Source organism: Streptomyces sp. NPDC056128, assembly GCF_042263835.1.
In the GTDB taxonomy this organism is placed as follows: domain Bacteria; phylum Actinomycetota; class Actinomycetes; order Streptomycetales; family Streptomycetaceae; genus Streptomyces.
On the sequence record NZ_JBHJVQ010000009.1, the window covers coordinates 68,502 to 88,328 of the forward strand.

The 19,827-nt window shown below is 72.7% G+C and carries 21 protein-coding genes and 1 tRNA gene; 14 read left to right on the forward strand and 8 right to left on the reverse strand.

Translation table 11 applies throughout. From position 1 onward, the window contains the following. The first annotated feature begins 5 nt into the window (after window positions 1–5). Complete coding sequence (locus ACFC1X_RS19570) at window positions 6–623, forward strand: LytR C-terminal domain-containing protein (protein WP_376355523.1); 618 nt, start codon at window positions 6–8, stop codon at window positions 621–623. Between the two features lie 36 nt (window positions 624–659). Here ACFC1X_RS19570 and upp read toward each other — a convergent pair whose 3' ends face one another. Continuing rightward, on the reverse strand, window positions 660–1,295 hold the full coding sequence (gene upp, locus ACFC1X_RS19575; protein ID WP_031036926.1) for a uracil phosphoribosyltransferase: 636 nt from the start codon (window positions 1,293–1,295) through the stop codon (window positions 660–662). Window positions 1,296–1,433: 138 nt separating this feature from the next. Between upp and ACFC1X_RS19580 the strand changes: the two genes are divergently transcribed. The 8 genes from ACFC1X_RS19580 to ACFC1X_RS19615 all read left to right on the forward strand — a co-directional run bounded on the left by ACFC1X_RS19580 (window position 1,434) and on the right by ACFC1X_RS19615 (window position 5,997). Continuing rightward, window positions 1,434–1,658: a hypothetical protein gene (locus tag ACFC1X_RS19580; RefSeq protein ID WP_376355284.1), complete on the forward strand. Its 225-nt coding sequence runs from the start codon at window positions 1,434–1,436 to the stop codon at window positions 1,656–1,658. Window positions 1,659–1,958: 300 nt separating this feature from the next. Beyond that, the gene (locus tag ACFC1X_RS19585) at window positions 1,959–2,501 is read left to right on the forward strand and encodes a hypothetical protein (protein WP_376355525.1); all 543 of its coding nucleotides are present in this window, start codon (window positions 1,959–1,961) and stop codon (window positions 2,499–2,501) included. Between the two features lie 74 nt (window positions 2,502–2,575). Next, window positions 2,576–3,007 carry a tRNA adenosine(34) deaminase TadA gene (gene tadA / locus ACFC1X_RS19590; RefSeq protein WP_376355527.1) on the forward strand — a complete coding sequence of 144 codons (432 nt, stop codon included), beginning with the start codon at window positions 2,576–2,578 and terminating at the stop codon, window positions 3,005–3,007. A gap of 66 nt (window positions 3,008–3,073) precedes the next feature. Continuing rightward, window positions 3,074–3,158, forward strand: a tRNA-Ser gene (locus ACFC1X_RS19595). A gap of 89 nt (window positions 3,159–3,247) precedes the next feature. Further along, the gene (locus ACFC1X_RS19600; protein WP_376355286.1) at window positions 3,248–3,424 is read left to right on the forward strand and encodes a hypothetical protein; all 177 of its coding nucleotides are present in this window, start codon (window positions 3,248–3,250) and stop codon (window positions 3,422–3,424) included. Then, window positions 3,424–3,717: a Dabb family protein gene (locus ACFC1X_RS19605; RefSeq protein ID WP_376355288.1), complete on the forward strand. Its 294-nt coding sequence runs from the start codon at window positions 3,424–3,426 to the stop codon at window positions 3,715–3,717. Before ACFC1X_RS19600 ends, ACFC1X_RS19605 begins: the two co-directional genes overlap by 1 nt. Before the next feature lie 203 nt (window positions 3,718–3,920). Continuing rightward, complete coding sequence (locus tag ACFC1X_RS19610) at window positions 3,921–4,784, forward strand: RNA polymerase sigma factor SigF (RefSeq protein WP_376355290.1); 864 nt, start codon at window positions 3,921–3,923, stop codon at window positions 4,782–4,784. Window positions 4,785–5,076: 292 nt separating this feature from the next. Continuing rightward, window positions 5,077–5,997, forward strand: coding sequence for an RNA polymerase sigma factor SigF (locus ACFC1X_RS19615; protein ID WP_122616462.1), 921 nt, complete (start codon window positions 5,077–5,079; stop codon window positions 5,995–5,997). An 809-nt stretch (window positions 5,998–6,806) separates the two neighbouring features. On the opposite strand, the gene ACFC1X_RS19620 is transcribed toward ACFC1X_RS19615, so the two are convergent. Continuing rightward, window positions 6,807–7,004 (reverse strand): hypothetical protein, encoded by a 198-nt coding sequence (locus ACFC1X_RS19620; RefSeq protein WP_376355292.1) that lies wholly within the window; start codon window positions 7,002–7,004, stop codon window positions 6,807–6,809. Window positions 7,005–7,211: 207 nt separating this feature from the next. On the opposite strand from ACFC1X_RS19620, the gene ACFC1X_RS19625 reads away from it, so the two are divergent. The 3 genes from ACFC1X_RS19625 (at window position 7,212) to ACFC1X_RS19635 (ending at window position 11,227) form a co-directional block, all read left to right on the forward strand. Then, window positions 7,212–7,712: a MarR family winged helix-turn-helix transcriptional regulator gene (locus tag ACFC1X_RS19625; protein WP_122616464.1), complete on the forward strand. Its 501-nt coding sequence runs from the start codon at window positions 7,212–7,214 to the stop codon at window positions 7,710–7,712. A 13-nt stretch (window positions 7,713–7,725) separates the two neighbouring features. Then, on the forward strand, window positions 7,726–10,296 hold the full coding sequence (locus ACFC1X_RS19630) for an MFS transporter (protein ID WP_376355294.1): 2,571 nt from the start codon (window positions 7,726–7,728) through the stop codon (window positions 10,294–10,296). Window positions 10,297–10,405: 109 nt separating this feature from the next. Continuing rightward, a complete protein-coding gene (locus ACFC1X_RS19635) occupies window positions 10,406–11,227 on the forward strand; it encodes a YceI family protein (protein WP_376355296.1) in 822 nt (273 codons plus the stop codon). On the opposite strand, the gene ACFC1X_RS19640 is transcribed toward ACFC1X_RS19635, so the two are convergent. After that, window positions 11,210–11,911, reverse strand: coding sequence for a GAF and ANTAR domain-containing protein (locus ACFC1X_RS19640; RefSeq protein WP_376355298.1), 702 nt, complete (start codon window positions 11,909–11,911; stop codon window positions 11,210–11,212). The genes ACFC1X_RS19635 and ACFC1X_RS19640 overlap by 18 nt on opposite strands. An 18-nt stretch (window positions 11,912–11,929) precedes the next feature. Next, a complete protein-coding gene (locus ACFC1X_RS19645) occupies window positions 11,930–12,682 on the reverse strand; it encodes an ANTAR domain-containing protein (protein WP_376355300.1) in 753 nt (250 codons plus the stop codon). Between the two features lie 217 nt (window positions 12,683–12,899). Here ACFC1X_RS19645 and ACFC1X_RS19650 point away from each other — a divergent pair, with 217 nt between their 5' ends. After that, on the forward strand, window positions 12,900–13,268 hold the full coding sequence (locus ACFC1X_RS19650) for an STAS domain-containing protein (protein ID WP_376355302.1): 369 nt from the start codon (window positions 12,900–12,902) through the stop codon (window positions 13,266–13,268). 124 nt (window positions 13,269–13,392) lie between these two features. Beyond that, the gene (locus ACFC1X_RS19655; RefSeq protein WP_122616469.1) at window positions 13,393–13,863 is read left to right on the forward strand and encodes a PPOX class F420-dependent oxidoreductase; all 471 of its coding nucleotides are present in this window, start codon (window positions 13,393–13,395) and stop codon (window positions 13,861–13,863) included. A gap of 31 nt (window positions 13,864–13,894) precedes the next feature. Here the strand turns inward: ACFC1X_RS19655 and ACFC1X_RS19660 are convergent, their stop codons facing one another. The 4 genes from ACFC1X_RS19660 to ACFC1X_RS19675 form a co-directional block, all read right to left on the reverse strand. Then, on the reverse strand, window positions 13,895–14,653 hold the full coding sequence (locus ACFC1X_RS19660) for a TetR/AcrR family transcriptional regulator (protein WP_376355304.1): 759 nt from the start codon (window positions 14,651–14,653) through the stop codon (window positions 13,895–13,897). Between the two features lie 122 nt (window positions 14,654–14,775). Then, window positions 14,776–16,266, reverse strand: a complete 1,491-nt coding sequence (locus ACFC1X_RS19665) for an MFS transporter (RefSeq protein WP_376355306.1) — start codon at window positions 16,264–16,266, stop codon at window positions 14,776–14,778. A gap of 47 nt (window positions 16,267–16,313) precedes the next feature. After that, entirely contained in the window at window positions 16,314–18,482 is a 2,169-nt protein-coding gene (locus ACFC1X_RS19670) for an ArnT family glycosyltransferase (RefSeq protein ID WP_376355307.1), read from the reverse strand. Then, on the reverse strand, window positions 18,479–19,816 hold the full coding sequence (locus ACFC1X_RS19675) for a glycosyltransferase (RefSeq protein ID WP_376355309.1): 1,338 nt from the start codon (window positions 19,814–19,816) through the stop codon (window positions 18,479–18,481). The genes ACFC1X_RS19670 and ACFC1X_RS19675 overlap by 4 nt, the downstream gene beginning before the upstream one ends. Window positions 19,817–19,827 lie beyond the last annotated feature (11 nt).

Consider the following 19,827-nt stretch of genomic DNA (forward strand, 5'->3'; position numbering starts at 1 on the left):
CCGGCATGGGTGGCCAGTACAAGATCACGGGGGACAAGTACCCCCGGATGCGCCCGGCCCGGCGACGCGGCAGGCTCGCGTTCCTCGGCGTCGCGTGCGTCACCGTCCTCGGCGTGCTCGGCTGGGGCACGCTCCAGCTCGTGGACGTCTTCACCGGCGGCGACAAGGCCTCGGCGGCCGGTGCCGCGGGGTGTGTCACCGCGTCCGCCAAGACGAGCGCCGCGCCCGCCGCGGCCAAGCTGCCGAAGCCCGGTCAGGTCACCGTCAACGTCCTCAACGCGACGACCCGCGGCGGGCTCGCGCAGAAGACCGCCGACGAGCTGAAGAAGCGCGGCTTCCGCATCGGCGACGTGAGCAACGCGCCCAAGGAGTACGACAAGAAGGTCGACGGCACGGGCCTCCTGCTCGGCCCGGCCGCCTCCCTGAAGAGTTCGCTCACCGTGCTCGGCACCCAGTTGGCCGGTGCCGAACCCCGTGTCGACGCGGCCCGCAAGGGCGCCGAGGTCGACCTGATCATCGGCAACGCCTTCAAGGGGCTGGCGAAGCCGGCGGACGCCAACGCCGCGCTGGCCCGGCTGAGCGCGCCGCAGCCGACGCCCACCGCGGAGAAGAAGAGCTGCTGAGCAGCCCCGGGGGGCTGCTGCGCGGCCCTGCGGGTGCTACTCGGCCGCGCCGTACATGCGGTCGCCCGCGTCGCCGAGGCCCGGGACGATGTAGCCCTGCTCGTTCAGACGCTCGTCCACCGAGGCCGTCACCACGGTCACCGGGGTGCCGGCCAGCTCGCGCTCCATCAGTTCGACGCCCTCGGGGGCGGCGAGCAGCACCACGGCCGTCACGTCGTCGGCGCCGCGCTTGATCAGCTCCCGGATCGACGCGACCAGGGTGCCGCCGGTGGCCAGCATCGGGTCCAGGACGTACACCTGGCGACCGGAGAGGTCTTCCGGCATGCGGGTCGCGTAGGTGGAGGCCTGGAGCGTCTCCTCGTTGCGGATCATGCCGAGGAAGCCCACCTCCGCGGTCGGCAGCAGCCGGACCATGCCGTCGAGCATGCCGAGACCGGCCCGCAGGATCGGCACCACCAGCGGGCGCGGGTGGGAGAGCTTGACGCCCGTGGTCTGCGAGACCGGCGTGCGGATGTCGACCTGTTCGGTGCGCACGTCGCGCGTGGCCTCGTAGGCGAGCAGGGTGACCAGCTCGTCGGCGAGGCGGCGGAAGGTCGCGGAGTCGGTGCGCTGGTCGCGCAGCGTGGTGAGCTTGTGGGCGACCAGGGGGTGGTCGACGACGTGGAGACGCATGTCCCCCACAGTAACCGGGCCCCGTGGGCCGTCGTCCCCGCGGCGGGCAAGCCACCGAACCGCCGCGCCACTCATTCGCCGGAGTCAAACCGCCCGGGCGGGGGAAGGTGGGAGGGACGGACACTGGGTGGTGAGACTGTGCCTGACCGGAACTTCCACGACATGCCGTCCCGCGGCGAGGAGCCTGGGACACGACGCGGTACGGAGACGGAGCGGGACCGGGGGGCCGAGCGGCGACGGCGCCGGGCCCAGTTCCTGCGGGACCTCGCGGAGGCCCGTGAGCTGCGGGACCGCGTGCAGCCGCGCCGCGTCAAGGTCGCCCGGCTGCGGCACGCGATGCGTATGCGCACCTTCCGCTGGTGACTTTCCGCCCCGGCAGGGGAAGATCGCGCGCCGCGCCGACGTTGGTCGGAACGGACGTACGCGGGGACCCGGGAGAATCCGCGTACGATCCGCACGTGGCGGCGACAGGGCGGCTGCCCGGGTAGGTACTTCTCGGGACTCCGGTCAAAACTGCCGGACACAGGGCTCCGAAGACGTCCCCTGAGCGCCTTGTTTCTGCCACGATTCCGAGTGGGTGGGCTCGGAGCACCGCTCCCCCGCCCACAGCCTCCGCCGGGGGGACCCCCAACCGGCACGCCTATGACCAGTGGGAGAGTCACGGTGTACTTCGCCGCACTGCTCGCGCGCACCGAAGACGGGTGGGAAGCGAGCGACACGGAGCTCGACGATGTGGAGACCCTGTCGGATCTGGCCGACCTGGCCCGGGAGGCCTCACCCGACGAGGACACGGTGCTCGTGCTGATCGAGCAGGAGGACGCGTGGTTCGGAGTCGTCCGGGTGGACGGCGAGGAGGACCCGCGCATCTACGTCTCGGACGCCGCCGCGGCCGCCCGCAGCAGCTACGGCGAGATCCTGCTCACCGACGAACTGCTCGGCCGGGACCCCGGTGACGACGACGACCTCGACGCCCTCGACCTCGACGGCACCGAGGACGGCGAGTCCGACGACGACGAGGACGGGTCCGAGGGCGCCGACGGTGCCGCCGGCGCCGGCGAGGCCGTGCCGCACGGCCCGGTCGGTGACCCGGAGGTCCTCGACGACCTCGGCGTGAGCGAGAAGGAACTGCGTTCGATGTCCGGGGACGCGGTCGGCGAGATCGCCGAGGCGCTGGGCGCCTCCGACGTGCTGGAGACCGTCCGCTGACCGGACCGGAGCAGGAGGACGACACGGAAAGCGCCGTACCGCCCGACCCGGTGCGCGACCGGTGGCGGACCGCGATGCGGCTCGCCCTGGCCGAGGCCGGGCGGGCCGCGCGGGGCGGGGACGTCCCGGTCGGCGCCGTCGTGCTGGCGCCGGACGGCCGGACCGTGCTGGCGGCCGGGCACAACGAACGCGAGGCCACCGGCGACCCGACCGCCCACGCCGAGGTCCTGGCGATCCGGCGGGCCGCGGCGGTGCTCGGTGAGTGGCGGCTGGCCGGCTGCACGCTCGTCGTCACCCTGGAGCCGTGCACGATGTGCGCGGGCGCGCTGGTGCAGTCCCGCGTGGACCGCGTCGTCTACGGCGCCCGCGACGACAAGGCGGGCGCGGCCGGATCCCTGTGGGACGTCGTGCGCGACCGGCGGCTCAACCACCGTCCCGAGGTGATCGAGGGCGTGCTCGCGGACGACTGCGCCCTGCTGCTCACGGACTTCTTCCGGGACCGCTGACGGCCCCGTGCCGGGCGTCCACAACCGATTTCAAACCAGGCCGCACTCTGTTGTAAGGTCTCTCTCGGTAGCGTGTCCGAGCGGCCGAAGGAGCTCGCCTCGAAAGCGAGTGTGGCGCAAGTCACCGAGGGTTCAAATCCCTCCGCTACCGCTCTTGAAGGGCCCCGTCGAAAGACGGGGCCCTTCGTGCGATCATGTTCGACCGAAAGGCGTGCGTCGAAAGGGACAGGGGAGGCCGCGGTGGCGGTGAACTCGAAGAAGATCGCCGTCTACGTGCTCGTGGTCTTCGCGCTGTATGTGATCATCACGGATCCGGCGAAGGCCGCCGACTACGTCCAGATAGGTTTCCAGGGCATATCCGACGCGGCGAGCTCCGTCGGCGACTTCATGACCTGGGCCGCCAACGGAGGAAAGTGATGATCCGACACCTCGTGCTGTTCAAGCTGAACGACGGCGTCGAGCGCGACGACCCGCGCGTCGTGAAGGGCGTCGAGGCCTTCCGGGCGCTCGGCGGCCAGATCGAGGAGCTGCGCTTCTGGGAGTGCGGCTGGAACATCAGCGACCGGCCCATCGCCCACGACTTCGCCATCAACTCGGCCGTGGACGACGCCGACGCCCTCACCCGCTACCTCGAACACCCGGCGCACCAGGCCGGCGTCGCGCTCTGGCGCGAGTTCGCCACCTGGGTGATCGCCGACTACGAGTTCTAGCGCCGGACGGGCTCCGATACGGCCCGCGTCCCCCGGCCCGCGCGCTCCCCGGCCCCGCACCTGCCCGGTGCGGGGCCGTTCCGCGTTCACTCAACACGGCGTTATGCGGTGCTTGCACACAGTGGACATGTCTTGTGATGCTATGACCGCTTTTGACGGATGAGTTGACGGAAGAGCTGACTGATCACGAGGTGGAGTTGACCGTGCCGGCCAGTACTGCGCCTCAAGCACCGCCCGCACCGCCTGCCCAGGCCTCGACCGAGGCCCAGCCCCAGGAACCGGAGGCCCCCGCGCCCCCGCGCAGCCGGGGCGCCGACACCCGGGCCCTGACCCAGGTGCTCTTCGGTGAACTCAAGGGCCTCACCCCGGGCACGCCGGAGCACGACCGGGTGCGCGCGGCGCTCATCGAGGCCAACCTCCCGCTGGTGCGCTACGCCGCCGCCCGCTTCCGCTCCCGCAACGAGCCGATGGAGGACGTCGTCCAGGTCGGCACCATCGGGCTCATCAACGCCATCGACCGCTTCGACCCGGAGCGGGGTGTGCAGTTCCCCACCTTCGCGATGCCGACCGTCGTCGGCGAGATCAAGCGGTACTTCCGCGACAACGTCCGCACGGTGCACGTACCGCGCCGGCTGCACGAGCTGTGGGTGCAGGTCAACAGCGCGACCGAGGACCTGACGACCTCCTTCGGGCGGTCCCCGACGACCGCCGAGATCGCCGAGCGGCTGCGCATCACCGAGGACGAGGTGCTGTCCTGCATCGAGGCGGGACGGTCGTACCACGCCACCTCCCTGGAGGCCGCCCAGGAGGGCGACGGGCTGCCCGGGCTGCTCGACCGGCTCGGCTACGAGGACCCGGCCCTCGACGGCGTCGAACACCGCGACCTCGTACGGCACCTGCTGGTCCAGCTCCCGGAGCGGGAGCAGCGGATCCTGCTGCTGCGCTACTACAGCAACCTCACCCAGTCGCAGATCAGCGCGGAACTCGGCGTCTCCCAGATGCACGTGTCGCGGCTACTGGCGCGTAGTTTCCAGCGATTGAGGTCCGCGAACCGGATCGACGCGTAACCTCGGAACGGACTCGGAGCGCGGTCGAAAGCGCGAGCGAGACGTCACCGGGGCGAGCGAATCGCTCACCAGGGCCGTTGCTCGCCCAATCGGGCTGAAAGGCCGTCAGACCCCCTGTTTCCAGGGGGTATTCGTGTCTCGGATGTCGACATGTCACTACAGCGCGTTGCCGACATGTGACATTCTGCCGGAGACGCGTTTGCCGGAGCCCCGGCTCCGGTATTCAGGTGAAGGCTGCGTTCCCGGCGTGGGAGCGTGTGCCGTGACCGTCCCGCGACCCAAAGGGGGTGGCATGTCCGCAGACCAGGGCAGCTCGAAGGTGCTCGCGCTCGCGGAGAGCGAGACCGCGCCCGACACGATCGAGGCGCTCGGCCCCGTCGATGACGTCCAGGCCATCGAAGCCGTTCCGACCCTCGACGCCGTGCCGGCCCAGACCCTTCCGGCCACGGAGGCCATCGACACCCGCACCCTGTCCCGCTCCCTGTTCCTGCGGCTCGCCGCGCTCGACGAGGACAGTCCGGAACGCGGCTACGTCCGGGACACCCTGATCGAGCTCAATCTCCCGCTGGTGCGATACGCCGCCGCGCGCTTCCGCTCCCGCAACGAGCCGATGGAGGACATCGTCCAGGTCGGCACCATCGGCCTGATCAAGGCGATCGACCGCTTCGACTGCGAACGGGGCGTGGAGTTCCCGACGTTCGCGATGCCGACCGTCGTCGGCGAGATCAAGCGGTTCTTCCGCGACACCTCGTGGTCGGTGCGCGTCCCGCGTCGCCTCCAGGAGCTGCGGCTGGCGCTGACGAAGGCCAGCGACGAGCTGTCCCAGAAGCTGGACCGGTCCCCGACGGTCGGCGAGCTGGCCGCCGTGCTGGGCGTGTCCGAGGAGGACGTCGTCGACGGCCTCGCGGTCGGCAACGCCTACACCGCCTCCTCGCTGGACTCCCCCGCCCCGGAGGACGACGGCGGCGAGGGTTCGCTGGCGGACCGCCTGGGCTACGAGGACACGGCGCTGGAGGGCGTGGAGTACCGCGAGTCCCTCAAGCCGCTGCTGGCCAAGCTGCCGCCCCGGGAGCGCCGGATCATCATGCTGCGCTTCTTCGCCAACATGACCCAGTCGCAGATCGGCGAGGAGGTCGGCATCTCGCAGATGCACGTCTCCCGGCTCCTCACCCGCACCCTGTCCCAACTGCGCGAGGGCCTCATCTCCGACTGAGCGGGATCCCTGCGGCGCGCCCTTGGCCAACTGCGCCGCGACAACGACAGCCCGGCGGCCGCCGCGGCACCTCGGGGGTGCCACGACGGCCGCCGTCGCGCGCCGGGGTGCCGGTCATGGCCCTGGGGCCGGGGGCCTGTTTCGGCCGGACGCGGGGGCTGCGCCGGGTGCCCGTCCGGGCCGGGCGCGAGGGCTGTGCCGGGTGCCCGTCCGGGCCGGTCGCGGGGGCTGTGCCGGGTGCCCGTCCCCCTGCCCGGGCGCGGGTGCCCGTCCCGCCCAGGCGTGGGTGACTGTCCCGGTCGGGCGCGGGGGCTGTGGGCCGGGTGCCTGTCTCGGCCGGACGCGGGGGCTGTGCCGGGTGCCCGTCCCGGCCGGGCGCGGGCTGTGCCGGGCGCCTGTTCCCTGCCCGGGTGCGGGTGCCCGTCCCGCCCAGGCGCGGGTGACTGTCTCGGCCGGGCGCGGGGGCTGTGCCGGGTGTCTAGGACCGGCTCCGGGGATTGACTGCCCCGCACGGGTGGGGGGGTGCCGGGGCGAGCATGCCGTCGGCCAGTCGGGCCATGGAGACACCAACCCCGCCCGGGTGCCGGCCCCAGGCCCCGGGAACACCGAGCCGCCCGGCCCCGGTCCGCCGGACCACGGGCACACCGAGCCACCCCGACGTCGGCCGGCAGGTCAACGCCGCACCGAGCCGCGCCCGGGCCGAAGGGATACGCAGCCCACCCGGACGCCGAGCCTACGGGCACACCGAGCCGGCCGGGCCGCGCGCCCGTGGGGATACCTGCCCGCCCGCGGGCCAGGCCCCGTGCTGTCTAGCCCAGTGCCAGCCAGGCCACCGCCGCGACGACGACCACCGCGGCCACGATGCCGACGATCAGGCCGATGCGGGGGCCGGCGGAGGCGGCGGGGGCCGCCTGGCGGGTCTGCGGGGCGTCGTCGACGAACGCGCGGAACATCTGGGTGCTGCCTGCGGGGTCGTTGGTGCCCTGGGGGCCCTGGTTGTTAGCCATGGGCCGAGACACTAGCGAATCCGCGGGTGCCGCCCAAGTGCGGGGCTCCCGACCGGCCTTGCCCCGGCCCACAGGCCGCCACCTGCGCGTTTACTTTCGTAATACTTGCCTTTGCCAACTTTTTATGGCGCGGTGACCGTTTTTGTTTGCCTGTAGCAACCAACGGAACTTATCGTTGCCCTAAGCAACGAATCGGGAGGTGCGCGCATGGCCGGGAAGGCGCAGTACGAGGAGCTGATCCGTCAGTTCAGCGCCTTCGGCGCCGTCAAGCGGGAGATGGGCCGGCTGCTGCCGGCCGACTGCCCCGGCGGCTCCGCCGCCGTGATGACACTGCTCGGCCGGCACGGGGACATGCGCATGAGCAAGCTCGCCGAGCTGCTCGCCGTCGACATGTCGGTGACCAGCCGCCATGTCGCCCATGTCGCGGACCGGGGCTGGATCGAACGCTCCCCCGACCCCGCCGACAAGCGCTCGCGCATCCTGCGTCTGACGCCCGAGGGGCAGGCCCAGCTCGACGACATCGCCGAGCGGACCACCCAGCTGCTCGCCCACCGGCTGAGCGACTGGTCCGACGACGAGGTCGGTCAGCTCTCCCGGCTCATGGCCCGCCTCAGGGCCAGCTTCGACGACTGCCGGACCCCCGCGGTCCGGCCTCCCGCACTGTCCGGGGACGAACAGTCCACCCGTACACCCGCGATCACCACGTAAGCAAAGGAAGTCCATGGCAACGACCACACCAGCCGGTGTGCGGGCTCATGCCAAGCACGGGGGAGGCTCCAACGGAGACGCTCCGATGACGCACCGGCAGATCATGGAAGCGCTGTCCGGGCTGCTGCTCGGCATGTTCTGCGCCATTCTGTCCTCGACCATCGTCACCAACGCGCTGCCCGAGATCATCGGCGACCTCGGCGGCGGCCAGAGCGCCTACACCTGGGTCGTCACCGCCTCGCTGCTGACGATGACCGCCTCGACCCCCCTGTGGGGCAAGCTCGCGGACCAGTTCAGCAAGAAGGCCCTGGTCCAGATAGCCCTGATCGTCTTCGTCATCGGCTCCGTCGTGGCCGGTCTGGCGCAGAACCCCGCGATGCTGATCACCGCGCGGGCCATCCAGGGCCTGGGCGCCGGCGGTCTCTCCGCCCTGGCGCAGATCATCATGGCCGCGATGATCGCCCCGCGTGAGCGCGGACGCTACTCCGGCTACCTGGGCGCGACCTTCGCCGTCGCCACCGTCGGCGGCCCGCTGCTCGGCGGCGTCATCACCGACACCAGCTGGCTCGGCTGGCGCTGGTGCCTCTACGTCGGCGTGCCCTTCGCCATCCTCGCGCTGATCGTGCTGCAGAAGACGCTGCACCTGCCCGTGGTCAAGCGGAAGGTCAAGGTCGACTGGGCCGGCGCCTTCTTCGTCACGGCGGCCGTCTGCCTGCTGCTCGTCTGGGTCACCTTCGCCGACGACAAGTACTCCTGGATGTCCTGGCAGACCGGCGCCATGGTCGGCGGCGCGGTCGTGCTGACGCTGCTCTTCCTGCTCGTCGAGTCCAAGGCGAGCGAGCCGATCATCCCGCTGCGGCTGTTCCGCAACCGCACGATCGCGCTGGCCTCGCTGGCCTCGCTGTTCGTCGGCATCGCGATGTTCGCGGGCACCGTCTACTTCAGCCAGTACTTCCAGCTGGCCCGGGACAAGTCCCCGACCATGTCGGGCGTCATGACGATCCCGATGATCGGCGGCCTGTTCATCTCGTCGACCGTCTCCGGCATCGTCATCACCAAGACCGGCAAGTGGAAGCGCTGGCTGCTGGCCGGCGGCGTGCTGCTCACGGCGGGCCTGGGCCTGCTCAGCACCATGCGCTACGACACCGCGTACTGGCACATCGCGATCTTCATGGCGCTGATGGGTCTCGGCGTCGGCATGATGATGCAGAACCTGGTGCTCTGCACGCAGAACCAGGTGGCCCCGAGCGACCTGGGCGCGGCCTCCTCCACGGTGACCTTCTTCCGGTCGCTCGGCGGCGCGGTGGGCGTCTCGGTGCTCGGCTCCGTGATGTCCACCCGGATCAGCCACTACGCCTCCGACACCATCGGGCAGCTCAGCCCGCAGGAGCAGGCGGCCGCCGCCAAGGCCGCCGGCAGCGGCGCCATCCCCGACATGGACCTGCTGCCGCACGGCATCCGCGAGTGGCTGGAGAGCGCCTACGGGCACGGCATCGCCGACATCTTCCTGTACGTCGCCCCGATCGCCCTGCTCGGCTTCCTGGTGACCCTGTTCATCAAGGAGGTCCCGCTGCGCACCTCGGGCGCCCTCGCCCAGGCCGCGGAGGCCGCCGCCGAGTCCACCCCGCCGGTGGCGGGGACCCCGGCCGAGGCGACCCGGATCGCCGGCGAGCCGGTCCCGGCCGGTGCGATGGCGGCCGTGGCGGCGTCTTCCGCCCCGTCGGCCGTCTCGGACACCCAGGTCGCCGCGAGCGCGGCCACCCAGCGGCTCGGCGCCGTCGCCACGGCGACCGGCTCCGGTGCGCCGATGGCACCCGTGGCCAGTGGCATCGCCGTCCGCGGCTTCGTCCGCGGCGCCGAGTCCGCCCCGGTCCCGCAGGCCGCCGTCACGCTGATCTCGCTGGCGGGCCGGCAGCTGGGCCGGTCGGTCGCCCAGGCCGACGGCTCCTACGTGCTGGACGCGCCGAGCGCGGGATCGTACGTCCTGATCGCCTCCGCCGACGGCTTCCAGCCGCAGGCCTCCACGATCGTCGTGAACGACGAGCCGGTCGCCTTCGACATCCTGCTCAGCGGCACCAGCGGCCTGACCGGCCTGGTCCGGGCGCTGGAGAACGGGCTGCCGGTCAAGGACGCCATGGTGATCGTGACCGATGTCCGCGGCGACCTGCTGGCCAGCGCCGCCACCGGTGAGCAGGGCGAGTTCTCCTTCGCCGAGCTGGTGCCCGGCACGGTGACCGTCGCGGTCAACGCCGTCGGCTACCGGCCGCGCGCCCTGCCGGTCGAGGTCGGCGGCACCGGGGTCACCCGGGTCGAGGTCGACCTCCAGGCGGGAGCCCGGGTCCAGGGCGCCGTCCGGGCGCCGCACGGCCCGCTGGCCGACGCCCGCGTCACCCTGGTCGACGCGGCGGGCAACGTGGTCGGCACGGCCACCACCGGCGCGGACGGGGCGTACGCCTTCACCGACCTGGACGCCGGTGAGTACACCGTCATCGCGACCGGCTACCCGCCGGTGGCGACCGCCCTGACGGTCGCCGGGCCGGGTGCCGACGGCCACGACATCGAACTCGCCCACCCCGGCGAGTAGCGAGTCCCCGGCCCGTGGTGGCGTGCGCGCTCTGAGCGGAGGCGCGCCCGCCCACCACGGGCCGGCTTCTTTACGACCACTTTCTGAGCCTTTGCAGGGAGAAAACGGGATGGGACTGACCGCGAGGATCCGAACGCGGGACGGATGGGCCGTGTCGCACGCGGTCGTCACGGTGACCGACATGACCGGCACTCAGGTGCTGCGCGCCGAGGCGGACACCGAGGGCACCGTGCGGAACGCCACCCCGCTCGCGCCGGGGGCGTACACCGTCATCGTCACGGCGGTCGGGTACGCGCCCGCCGCGTCCAGCGCGATCGTCACCGCGAGCGGCCGGGCCGAGGTCGGCCCGGTGACGCTGGCCCGGCACGGCGGCACCGAACTGCCGCCGCCCGGACCGTGGACGGTCGACCCGGCGCACTCCGCCGTCTCCGCCGTCGCCCAGCACCTCGGCATCTCCAGCGTGCGGGGCCGCTTCACCGACTTCGCCGCCCTCGTGGAGATCGCGCCGGACGACGTGTCCAAGTCCCGGGTCGAGGCGGTGATCCGGGCCGCCTCCATCGACACCGGCAACGGCATGCGCGACACCCACCTGCGCTCGCCGGACTTCCTGGACGTCGAGCGGTTCCCGGAGATCACCTACCGCTCCGCCGGGGTGTCCGAGGCCGGTCCCGACCGCTGGACCGTCCACGGCGAGCTGGGTCTGCACGGCGTGGTCCGCCCGGTCGACCTGGACCTGGCCTACCTCGGCACCGGCGCCGACCCGTGGGGCGGCGTCCGGGCGGCGTTCCGCGCGACGACCGAGCTGCGCCGCGAGGACTTCGCCATGAACTACAACCAGGTCGTCCAGGCCGGCATCGCCGCCATCGGGACGACGCTCAGGGTCGAGCTGGACATCCAGGCGGTCCAGGGGGAGTCACTGCCGGCCGTCTGACGCGGCGCCGGACGCCCTGGCCACCAGCTCGCCGCAGAGATCCCGGAGCTTGACGTTCCGGTGCTGCGAGGCCCGGCGCAGCCGCTCCATGGCCCGGTGGGCGTCGATGCGCTCCCGGGCCATGATCATGCCGACCGCCTGGTCGATGACGCTGCGGGAGAGCAGGGCGGTGCGCACGTCGGCCGCGGAGGCCTGCTGCCGTTCGATGCGCAGGGCCTCGTTCACGGCCGCCGCCGCCCGCTCGGCGAACGCGCGGGCGGCGTCCCGGCCGTCGGCGAGGGAGTCCGGTTCGAGACCGTAGAGGTTGAGCGCGGCGCCCGTCTCCCCCTCGACGGCCAGCGGCAGCGCCAGCACACAGCGCACCCCGGTGGCCAGCGCGTACTCCGTGTAGGCGGGCCAGCGCGTCTCGGTGGCCAGATCGGCGGCGTACCGCGGGCTCTCCGTCTCGGCGGCGTCCACGCAGGGGCCCGAGCCGTTCTCGTACTGGCGCAGGTCCAGGCCGCTGGGCAGCCCCGCGCTGCCCGCCAGGGTCATCAGCCGGTCGGACCGGCGCACCGTGATGGAGCAGGCGGCGGCGCCGGGCACCTGCGCGACCGCGCGGTCGGTCACGTCGCGCAGCAGGGTGTCGAGTCCCTGGCTGCGTGCCATCGCCCGGTCGAGGGTGTCGGGGATCTCCGAGGTCATGCCCCTACGTCTGTCCCGTCACCGGTCGTTGACGCCTCGGCCGCCCGAACCCGTGTTCGCGTCGACGATGCGCCGGGCCAGGTCGCGCAGTTTCACGTTCTCCCGCTGGGAGGCCTTGACCAGGGACTCGAAGGCGCCGGCCGCGTCGATGTCCAGGCGCTCCATGAGGATGCCGGTGGCCTGGCCGATCAGGTCCCGGGTGCGCATCGCCTCGGTGAGCTGCTCGCGCACGGTCGCCGAGTCCAGGGCGAGCGAGACGTGGGCGGTGAACAGCCGTCCGATGCGGGTGGCGTCCTCGTCGAAGGCCTGCGGTTTACGCGCGTACGCCGTCAGCACGGTCAGGCGGCGCCGGTCGGCGCGCAGCCGCAGCGAGAGGGCCGAGCGCAGGCCGAGGCCGGAGAGGGCGTTGGCGCCGCCGTCGGCCTCGCTGTCGGCCGTCCGCACCACGGGCGTGGTCCACAGGCGCTCCCAGTCCGGGTGCGGGGTGTGGCCGCCGCCGTGGCGGGGCTCGGCGGCGAACCGTACGGTCTCGTCGGTCCAGGCGAGGGTGCGCAGCCGGCCGCCGCGCTGGATCTCCGCGATGCCGGCGTGTTCGGCGTCGGGGAGCACGCGCACCGCCAGCTCGACGGCGGCACTCATGGTGTCGTCGGGGGTGCCCGTCCCGTGCAGGTGGCGTGCGGCCGCCGTCAGGGACTCGGCCAGCTCGAAGCCCACCGGAAAACGCGGCAAATCAGGAAATTCGGACGCAGCCACCACGAACCTCTTCGGCATGCCCGGCCAAACGGCCGTGCGCAGGAGAGCTCCGCAGCACATTCCCGACTGCGAGCACAGGACGAACAGCACTTTAGCTGCTTGGTTGCGTGCCGGTGACGCCCGGCCGAAGGAGCGGGCGGCCGCCTTCCGTACCGCCCGGCCGCGTGGTGGAATGGGGAGCGGGTCAGGAAGCGGCCCGGCCGGAAGCCGGACGGACATCTGTCAGGTGAGTGCTGTGACCTTCCTCCCCCAGCCCTGCGGGCCGCGCGAGCCGTGTGATCCACCCGGCTGCGCGGTGCTCGACATGCCGGGCGAGATCGACTTCTGCAATGCCTCGGGGCTGCTGCCCCTGATCATGGCCGCCGTGGACCAGCGGTCCGCCGACTTCCGCCTCCTCGTCCTGGACCTGTCCGCGACCCGCTTCATGGACTCCCAGGGCGTCCGCCTCCTCACCGCGGTACGCCACCGCCTGCCCGCCGACGCCCGCCTACGGGTGGTGGCCGCCCCGAAGGGCGTACCGAGCCGCGTCCTGGAACTCTCCGGCCTGCGCCGCGACGTCCCGGTGTACGACAACCTCGCGGAGGCGGTGCGCACGGGGGCCTAGGCCCGGCCGGCGATACGCGCGGCGTGCCGTGGCGGGCGCCGTGCCCCGTGGCCGGGGCGGGGCGTGTCCCCGATCGGCGGGACGGCGGACCCCTCGGTGGGGCGTGGCGGCCTAGGGTGGCCGTATGGCACCGAACATCGCGACGAACACCCGTGTCTCCCTCGCCGAGTTGCTGGACTTCGTCCGCCCCCGGCACCGGGCGATCCTGCTCACCCGGCGGGGCGACGGCGGCCCGCAGGCGTCGCCGCTGACCTGTGGGGTCGACGACTCCGGCCGGATCGTCGTCTCCACCTACCCGGAGCGGGCCAAGACCCGCAACGCGCGCCGGGACCCGCGGGTCAGCCTCCTCGTGCTCAGCGACGAGTGGAACGGCCCCTGGGTCCAGATCGACGGCACGGCGGAGGTCATCGACTCGCCCGACTCCGTGGAGCCGCTCGTGGAGTACTTCCGCAACATCTCCGGCGAGCACCCCGACTGGGACGAGTACCGGGAGGCCATGGTCCGGCAGGGCAAGTCGATCGTCCGGGTGACGCCGGAGCGGTGGGGGCCGGTGGCGACGGGCGGCTTCCCGGCGCGGCTGGCGGCGGACGACTGAGAGCCCCCAGGGGGCGACGGCTGACGCGGGGTCAGCCGCGTTCGACCATCGCCTCGATGCCCGCGACCAGCAGGTCGAGGGCGAACTCGAAGTCCCGGTCGAGCATCTCCGCGACGGTGCCGCCGCCGCGGGCCGCCATGATCTCCTGGGCCTCCCCGATGACGTCCGCGGTGTCCGGCACCTCGGTCGCCGCGTCCATCGAGTCCTGGAAGTACTCGTCCGGGCTCCGGCCGTGGTCCGCCGCCCGGGCGAGGAAGCGGCCCTCGACGGTGCCGTAGCCGTTGACGAACTGGAAGACGGCGGAGATGGCCCCCGTCAGCCGGTGCTCGGGCAGGCCGCTGCCGCGCATGACGGCCTGCACCGCCCGGGAGAAGGCCAGCGAGTGCGGCCCGATGTTGAGGTACGTGCCCAGCAGCGGGGCCAGCCACGGGTGGCGCACCAGCAGGGCGCGGTTCTCCCTGGCCAGCGTGCGCAACTGCGCGCGCCAGTCCTGGCCGGCCTCCGGGTCGGGGTGGCGCAGCTCGCCGAAGACCGCGTCCAGGGCGAGTTCGAGCAGCTCGTCCTTGGTGTCGACGTACCAGTAGACGGACATCGCGGTGACGTTCAGCTCGGCGGCCAGGCGGCGCATGGAGAACCCTGCCAGCCCCTCGGCGTCCAGCAGCCGGACCGTGGCCCCGGTGATCCGCTCCCGGTCCAGCCCCGACGGCTGCCCGCCGCGCCGCCCGCCGCGGCGCTCCGCGTCCGCCATCCAGACACTGGCCCGGGGGCCCTGCCGCCCTGCCTTCGCCATGCGCGTCTTCTCCCTCGACTCATCGAACGCCGGTCAGCCGGACGCCCCGTGAGGGGCGCGGGGAACGGCGCGACCAGCCACGACGGGCCGGCAGCCGCACGACTACCCTGCCACCCCGCCCCTCAGGCGGCCACCTTCTCCGCCCGCCGCAGCAACACCGCCGCCACCACCCCACCGAGCAGCACGGCCACCGCCCCCACCAACTGACTGCTCTCAAGGCCGGAGGAGAACGCGTCGATCACCCGCTCCCGCTCCGCCTCTCCCTCCGCCGCGGCCAGAGCGCCCGGCAAGGACGTCGCCGCGACGGGCACCAGCGCCGCGAACCGCGAGTTCAGGACCGCCCCCAGCACGGCCACCCCCAGCCCGTTGCCGAACTCCGCCAACGTACCGTTCACCCCCGCCCCGACCCCGGCCTTGGCCGGCGGAATCGCGCTCATCAGGGCGTGCGCCATGGCTGGGTTGCCGAGCGCGCACCCCACGCCGATCAGCAGCAGCCCCAGCAGCGTGCCGGCGTAGCCCTGCCCGGCCAGCGTGGCGATGGACACCAGGCCCGCCGACATCAGCACCATGCTCAGCAGCACCGCCACCGGCGTGCCCAGCCGGGCCAGCCACTTCGCCGCCACCCCGGAGAAGTTGAGCAACACCACCGTCAGGGCCAGCGGCGCCGTCCGCAGCCCCGCCTCCAACGGGCCGTACCCGAGCACGAACTGGAGGTGCTGGGTCAGCAGGAACAGCGCGCCGCCCATCCCGAAGGTGATCAGCACAAGACCGGCCACCGCGCCCGTGAACCGCAGGTCGCGGAAGAACTGGAGGTCGAGCATCGGATACGGGATCCGGCTCTCCCAGTACGCGAAGAGGGCGAGCACCCCCACCGCGACGGCGGCCGTGGCCAGGACCCTGCCCGACGTCCAGCCGTGCTCGGGGCCGGAGATGATCGCGTAGACGAGCGCGGCCATCCCGATCGTGGAGAGGACGGCGCCGAGCAGATCGGGGCGGTCGCCCCGCCGGTCCTTCGACTCGGGGACCAGGGTCACGACCGCGACCAGACCGAGGGCCACGACCGGCAGGTTGATCAGGAAGATCGCGCCCCACCAGAAGTGGTCAAGGACGAACCCGCCGATCAGCGGACCGCAGGCGAAGCCGAGCGCGCTGACCGCGCTCCAGATGCCGATGGCCTTCGCGTGCTCGGCGGGTGCGAAGATCTGCATGACCACGGCGAGCGTGGTGGTCAGCAGCAAGGCGCCGCCGACGCCCATCCCGGCCCGTGCCGCGATCAGCTGACCGGTGGTCTCCGCGAGCCCCGCGGCCAGCGAGCCCAGGCCGAACAGGGCGAGGCCGGTCGCGAGCATCTTCTTGCGGCCGTAGCGGTCGGCGGCGCTGCCCGCGGTGAGCAGCAGGCCGGACTGGACCAGCGAGTAGGCGTTGATCATCCACTGGATGTCGGAGGTGGCCGCGCCCAGTTCGTCGGTGAGCGAGGGGATGGCCACGTTGAGCACGGTGTTGTCCAGGACCACCGTGAGCTGGGCGAGGCTGATGACACCGAGGATCAGCCAGCGCTGCGGGTGGCCCTGGACCGTGGGGGCGGCCTTCTGTTCCTGGGAGGACGTCGTCATGTTGTACAGCGTAGAGGACTTCCCATACGCTGTACAACACGAGGGTCTCAGTCCGTCTTCGGCTGGGTGAGGTCGTAGAAGGTGGCCGAGCCGGCCGTGACCTCCTTGAAGTTGGCCTCGACCCAGGAGGTGATCTGCGACGCGGTGCCGGAGTCGCCGCCCATGCCACCGCCCATGCCACCGCCGCCGATGAAGTAGTGGATCCTGCCGTCGGCCACGTACTTCTTGAACTGGGCCAGGGTCGGTGACGGGTCCGTGCCGTTGAAGCCGCCGATCGCCATCACCGGGTCGCCGGTGCTGAGCTGGTAGCTCGCGGCGTTCTGGGAGCCGATCGCGGCGGCCGCCCAGGTGTAGTCCCCGGCGTCGGTCTCCAGGAGCTTCTTGGCCTCGGAGTCGACCTGGGCGCCGTTGAGCAGGCCGCCCGCGCCGCCGCCCATCCCGCCGGCGCCCGTGCGGCCGCCTTCGCCTGCCTGGCCGTTGGGGGCCGTGCCGGTGCCGGGGGTGCCGTTGCCCGTGGTGCCGTCGCCCTGCTGGTTCTGGCCGGGAGCGGTGCCGCCCCCGCCGCCGGGGAAGCCGCCGCCCCCGGGTCCGCCCTGGCCCTGTCCCTGGCCTTGGCCCTGCCCCTGCCCGGGTGCGTTCCCGCCGCCGGGGAAACCGCCGCCGCCCCGGCCGCCCCCGCCGCCACCGCCCGGGCCGCCCATCATGCTCGCGCCGGACGGACCGGCCGTGACGATGGAGCCGCTGTGCCCCTCCCGCACGGTGCTCAGCGTGTACGCCGTCGGCGCCGCCAGCGACGCCACGAGGCCCAGCCCGGCCACCGCGAGGACGATCCGGCGCCCCAGCCGCCCGGCGAAGACCAGTCCGAGCGCGGCCACCAGACCGCCGGCCAGGACCAGCCACTTCAGCCACGGCAGGTAGTCCGGCGTGCGGTTGAGCAGCACGTATCCCCACGCCGCGGTCGCCGTGACGGCCGCCGCGAGGGCGAGCGAGGCCCAGATCCGCTCCCGCCGCTCCCACAGCGCCGCGGCGCCCATGCCGACCACGGCCGCCAGGTAGGGCGCGAGGGCCACCGTGTAGTACTGGTGGAAGATGCCGGCCATGTAGCTGAAGACGGCCGTGGTCATCAGGAGCGAACCGCCCCAGACCAGGAAGGACCCGCGTGCGGTGTCCGTGCGGCCCGCGCGGCGCGTGGCGACCAGGCCCGCGACGAGCAGGATCAGGGCGGCCGGCAGCAGCCAGGAGATCTGGCCGCCGATCTCGGAGTTGAACATCCGGTCCCAGCCGGTCTCGCCCCACATCCCGCCGCCCGCGCCACCGGGGCCACCGCCGCCGCCGACGCTGCCGGTCTCCTCGCCGTTGAGCCGGCCGAGGCCGTTGTAGCCGAAGGTCAGCTCCAGAAAGCTGTTGTTCTGCGAGCCGCCGACATACGGGCGGGACGACGCGGGCCACAGCTCCACGACCGCGACCCACCAGCCGCCGGAGACGACGATGGCGAGGGTCGCCAGCGCGAGCTGCCCGAGCCGCCTGCGCGGCCGCACCGGCGCGCAGACGCCGTAGACGAGGGCGAGCGGGGGCAGGATCAGGAAGGCCTGGAGGGTCTTCGCCAGGAACGCGAAGCCGATCGCGACCCCCGCCCACACCAGCCACTTGGTCCGGCCGTCCTCCAGCGCCCGTACGACGAGGTAGCAGGCGACGGACATCAGCAACGCCAGCAGCGCGTCCGGGTTGTTGAAGCGGAACATCAGCGCGGCGACGGGCGTGAGCGCCAGCACCGCACCGGCGATCAGGCCGGCCGCGGGGCCGAACCGGCGGCGCACGGCCGCGTACACGACGGCGACCGTCGCGACGCCCATCAGCACCTCGGGGACGAGGATCGACCACGAGGAGAGCCCGAAGAGCCGCACCGCCAGCGCCATCGGCCACAGGGCGGCCGGGGGCTTGTCGACGGTGATGGCGTTGCCCGCGTCGAGCGAGCCGAAGAAGAACGCCTTCCAGGACTCGCTGCCCGCCTGCACGGCCGCCGAGTAGAAGGAGTTGGCGTAGCCGGAGGCGCTCAGGTTGTAGAGGTAGAGCAGCGCGGTGGCCAGCAGCAGGCCGAGGAAGGCCGGGCGGACCCAGCGGGGGTCCTGGCCGCTTCTGGGAGGCGCCTCCAGGGCGTCCGTGGTCCCGTCCTGGTCCGTCGGCGTCGTCCGTGTCCGGTCGTAGTACGTCGTCATCGTCCGTTCCTCGGGGCAGTGTCGGCGGACGGCACCGGATGCGGGCCAACGGCGGCGTCGCTCCAGTCGGGGAAGGGTTCCGGGAACCGGGACTCCTCCGCGTCCGGGAACACCCAGGCGCGGAAGAGCAGGAAGCGCAGGACGGTGGCCGCGAGGTTGGCCGCTATCAGCACCGCCAGCTCGGTGGAGTGGTCCGGGTCGGCCGTCGCCGCGTTCAGGGCGGCGAGCGAGCCGCTGGTCAGCGCGAGGCCGATGGCGAACACGACCAGCCCCTGCGCCTGGTGCCGCACGGCACCGCCCCGGCCCCGCACCCCGAAGGTCAGCCGCCGGTTGGCGGCGGTGTTGGCGACCGCCGAGACCAGCAGGGCGAGCGCGTTGGCGACCTGGGAGCCGGCGATGAGGCGGAAGCCGCTGTAGAGGAGCAGGTAGAAGAGGGTGGACAGGACGCCCACGACGCAGAACCCGACGAGCTGCCGGGCCAGCCCCTGCGGTACGCCCGTCAGTTCACGGTCGCGCGGATCGTCGCCGAAGGGCCGGGCCAGCCGGTCCAGCGGCAGCGAGCCGGTGGCCAGCGCCCGGCCGACCCGCCACACGCCCTTGAGGTCGTCGGTCGCGGTCCGGACGATGTGCACGGTGGAGTCGGGGTCGTCGACCCAGTCGACCGGGACCTCGTGGATCCGGCATCCGGCACGCTCGGCGAGCACCAGCATCTCGGTGTCGAAGAACCAGCCGGTGTCCTCCACCAGCGGCAGCAGCACCTGGGCGACGTCCCGGCGGATCGCCTTGAAGCCGCACTGGGCGTCGGAGAAGCGGGCCTGGAGGGAGCCGCGCAGGATGAGGTTGTAGGTGCGGGAGACGAACTCCCGCTTGGCGCCGCGCACCACCCGCGAGCTGCGGGCGAGCCGCGAGCCGATCGCGAGGTCGGAGTGCCCGGAGATCAGCGGCGCGACCAGCGGCAGCAGCGCGTTGAGGTCGGTGGAGAGGTCCACGTCCATGTAGGCGAGGACCGGGGCGTCCGAGGCGGACCAGACGGTTCGCAGGGCCCGGCCCCGGCCCTTCTGCTCCAGCCGGACGGACCTGACCTCCACGAGGTCCGCCGCCAGCCGGGCCGCGACGTGCTCGGTGGCGTCGGTGGAGGCGTTGTCCGCGACGGTGATGCGGAAGGCGTAGGGGAACGTCCGGGTGAGGTGCTCGTGCAGCCGCAGGACGCACGGCCGCAGGTCCTTCTCCTCGTTGTAGACGGGGACCACTACGTCCAGGACAGGCGTACCGGCTCCTGTGGCCGGGAGATGCTCCCGCGCCGGCAGGGAGCCGGGAGAAGAGTCGGTTCGCATGGGACCGACTC

Bases quoted from the DNA above. Each gene is read 5' to 3' on its own strand.
- upp (WP_031036926.1), bottom strand. From the start codon at position 1,295: ATGCGTCTCCACGTCGTCGACCACCCCCTGGTCGCCCACAAGCTCACC.
- ACFC1X_RS19640 (WP_376355298.1), bottom strand. From the start codon at position 11,911: ATGACCTCGGAGATCCCCGACACCCTCGACCGGGCGATGGCACGCAGC.
- tadA (WP_376355527.1), top strand. From the start codon at position 2,576: ATGCGGCTCGCCCTGGCCGAGGCCGGGCGGGCCGCGCGGGGCGGGGAC.
- ACFC1X_RS19625 (WP_122616464.1), top strand. From the start codon at position 7,212: ATGGCCGGGAAGGCGCAGTACGAGGAGCTGATCCGTCAGTTCAGCGCC.
- ACFC1X_RS19630 (WP_376355294.1), top strand. From the start codon at position 7,726: ATGGCAACGACCACACCAGCCGGTGTGCGGGCTCATGCCAAGCACGGG.
- ACFC1X_RS19620 (WP_376355292.1), bottom strand. From the start codon at position 7,004: ATGGCTAACAACCAGGGCCCCCAGGGCACCAACGACCCCGCAGGCAGC.
- ACFC1X_RS19635 (WP_376355296.1), top strand. From the start codon at position 10,406: ATGGGACTGACCGCGAGGATCCGAACGCGGGACGGATGGGCCGTGTCG.
- ACFC1X_RS19615 (WP_122616462.1), top strand. From the start codon at position 5,077: ATGTCCGCAGACCAGGGCAGCTCGAAGGTGCTCGCGCTCGCGGAGAGC.
- ACFC1X_RS19605 (WP_376355288.1), top strand. From the start codon at position 3,424: ATGATCCGACACCTCGTGCTGTTCAAGCTGAACGACGGCGTCGAGCGC.
- ACFC1X_RS19645 (WP_376355300.1), bottom strand. From the start codon at position 12,682: ATGCCGAAGAGGTTCGTGGTGGCTGCGTCCGAATTTCCTGATTTGCCG.
- ACFC1X_RS19670 (WP_376355307.1), bottom strand. From the start codon at position 18,482: ATGACGACGTACTACGACCGGACACGGACGACGCCGACGGACCAGGAC.
- ACFC1X_RS19665 (WP_376355306.1), bottom strand. From the start codon at position 16,266: ATGACGACGTCCTCCCAGGAACAGAAGGCCGCCCCCACGGTCCAGGGC.
- ACFC1X_RS19660 (WP_376355304.1), bottom strand. From the start codon at position 14,653: ATGGCGAAGGCAGGGCGGCAGGGCCCCCGGGCCAGTGTCTGGATGGCG.
- ACFC1X_RS19675 (WP_376355309.1), bottom strand. From the start codon at position 19,816: ATGCGAACCGACTCTTCTCCCGGCTCCCTGCCGGCGCGGGAGCATCTC.
- ACFC1X_RS19655 (WP_122616469.1), top strand. From the start codon at position 13,393: ATGGCACCGAACATCGCGACGAACACCCGTGTCTCCCTCGCCGAGTTG.
- ACFC1X_RS19570 (WP_376355523.1), top strand. From the start codon at position 6: ATGGGTGGCCAGTACAAGATCACGGGGGACAAGTACCCCCGGATGCGC.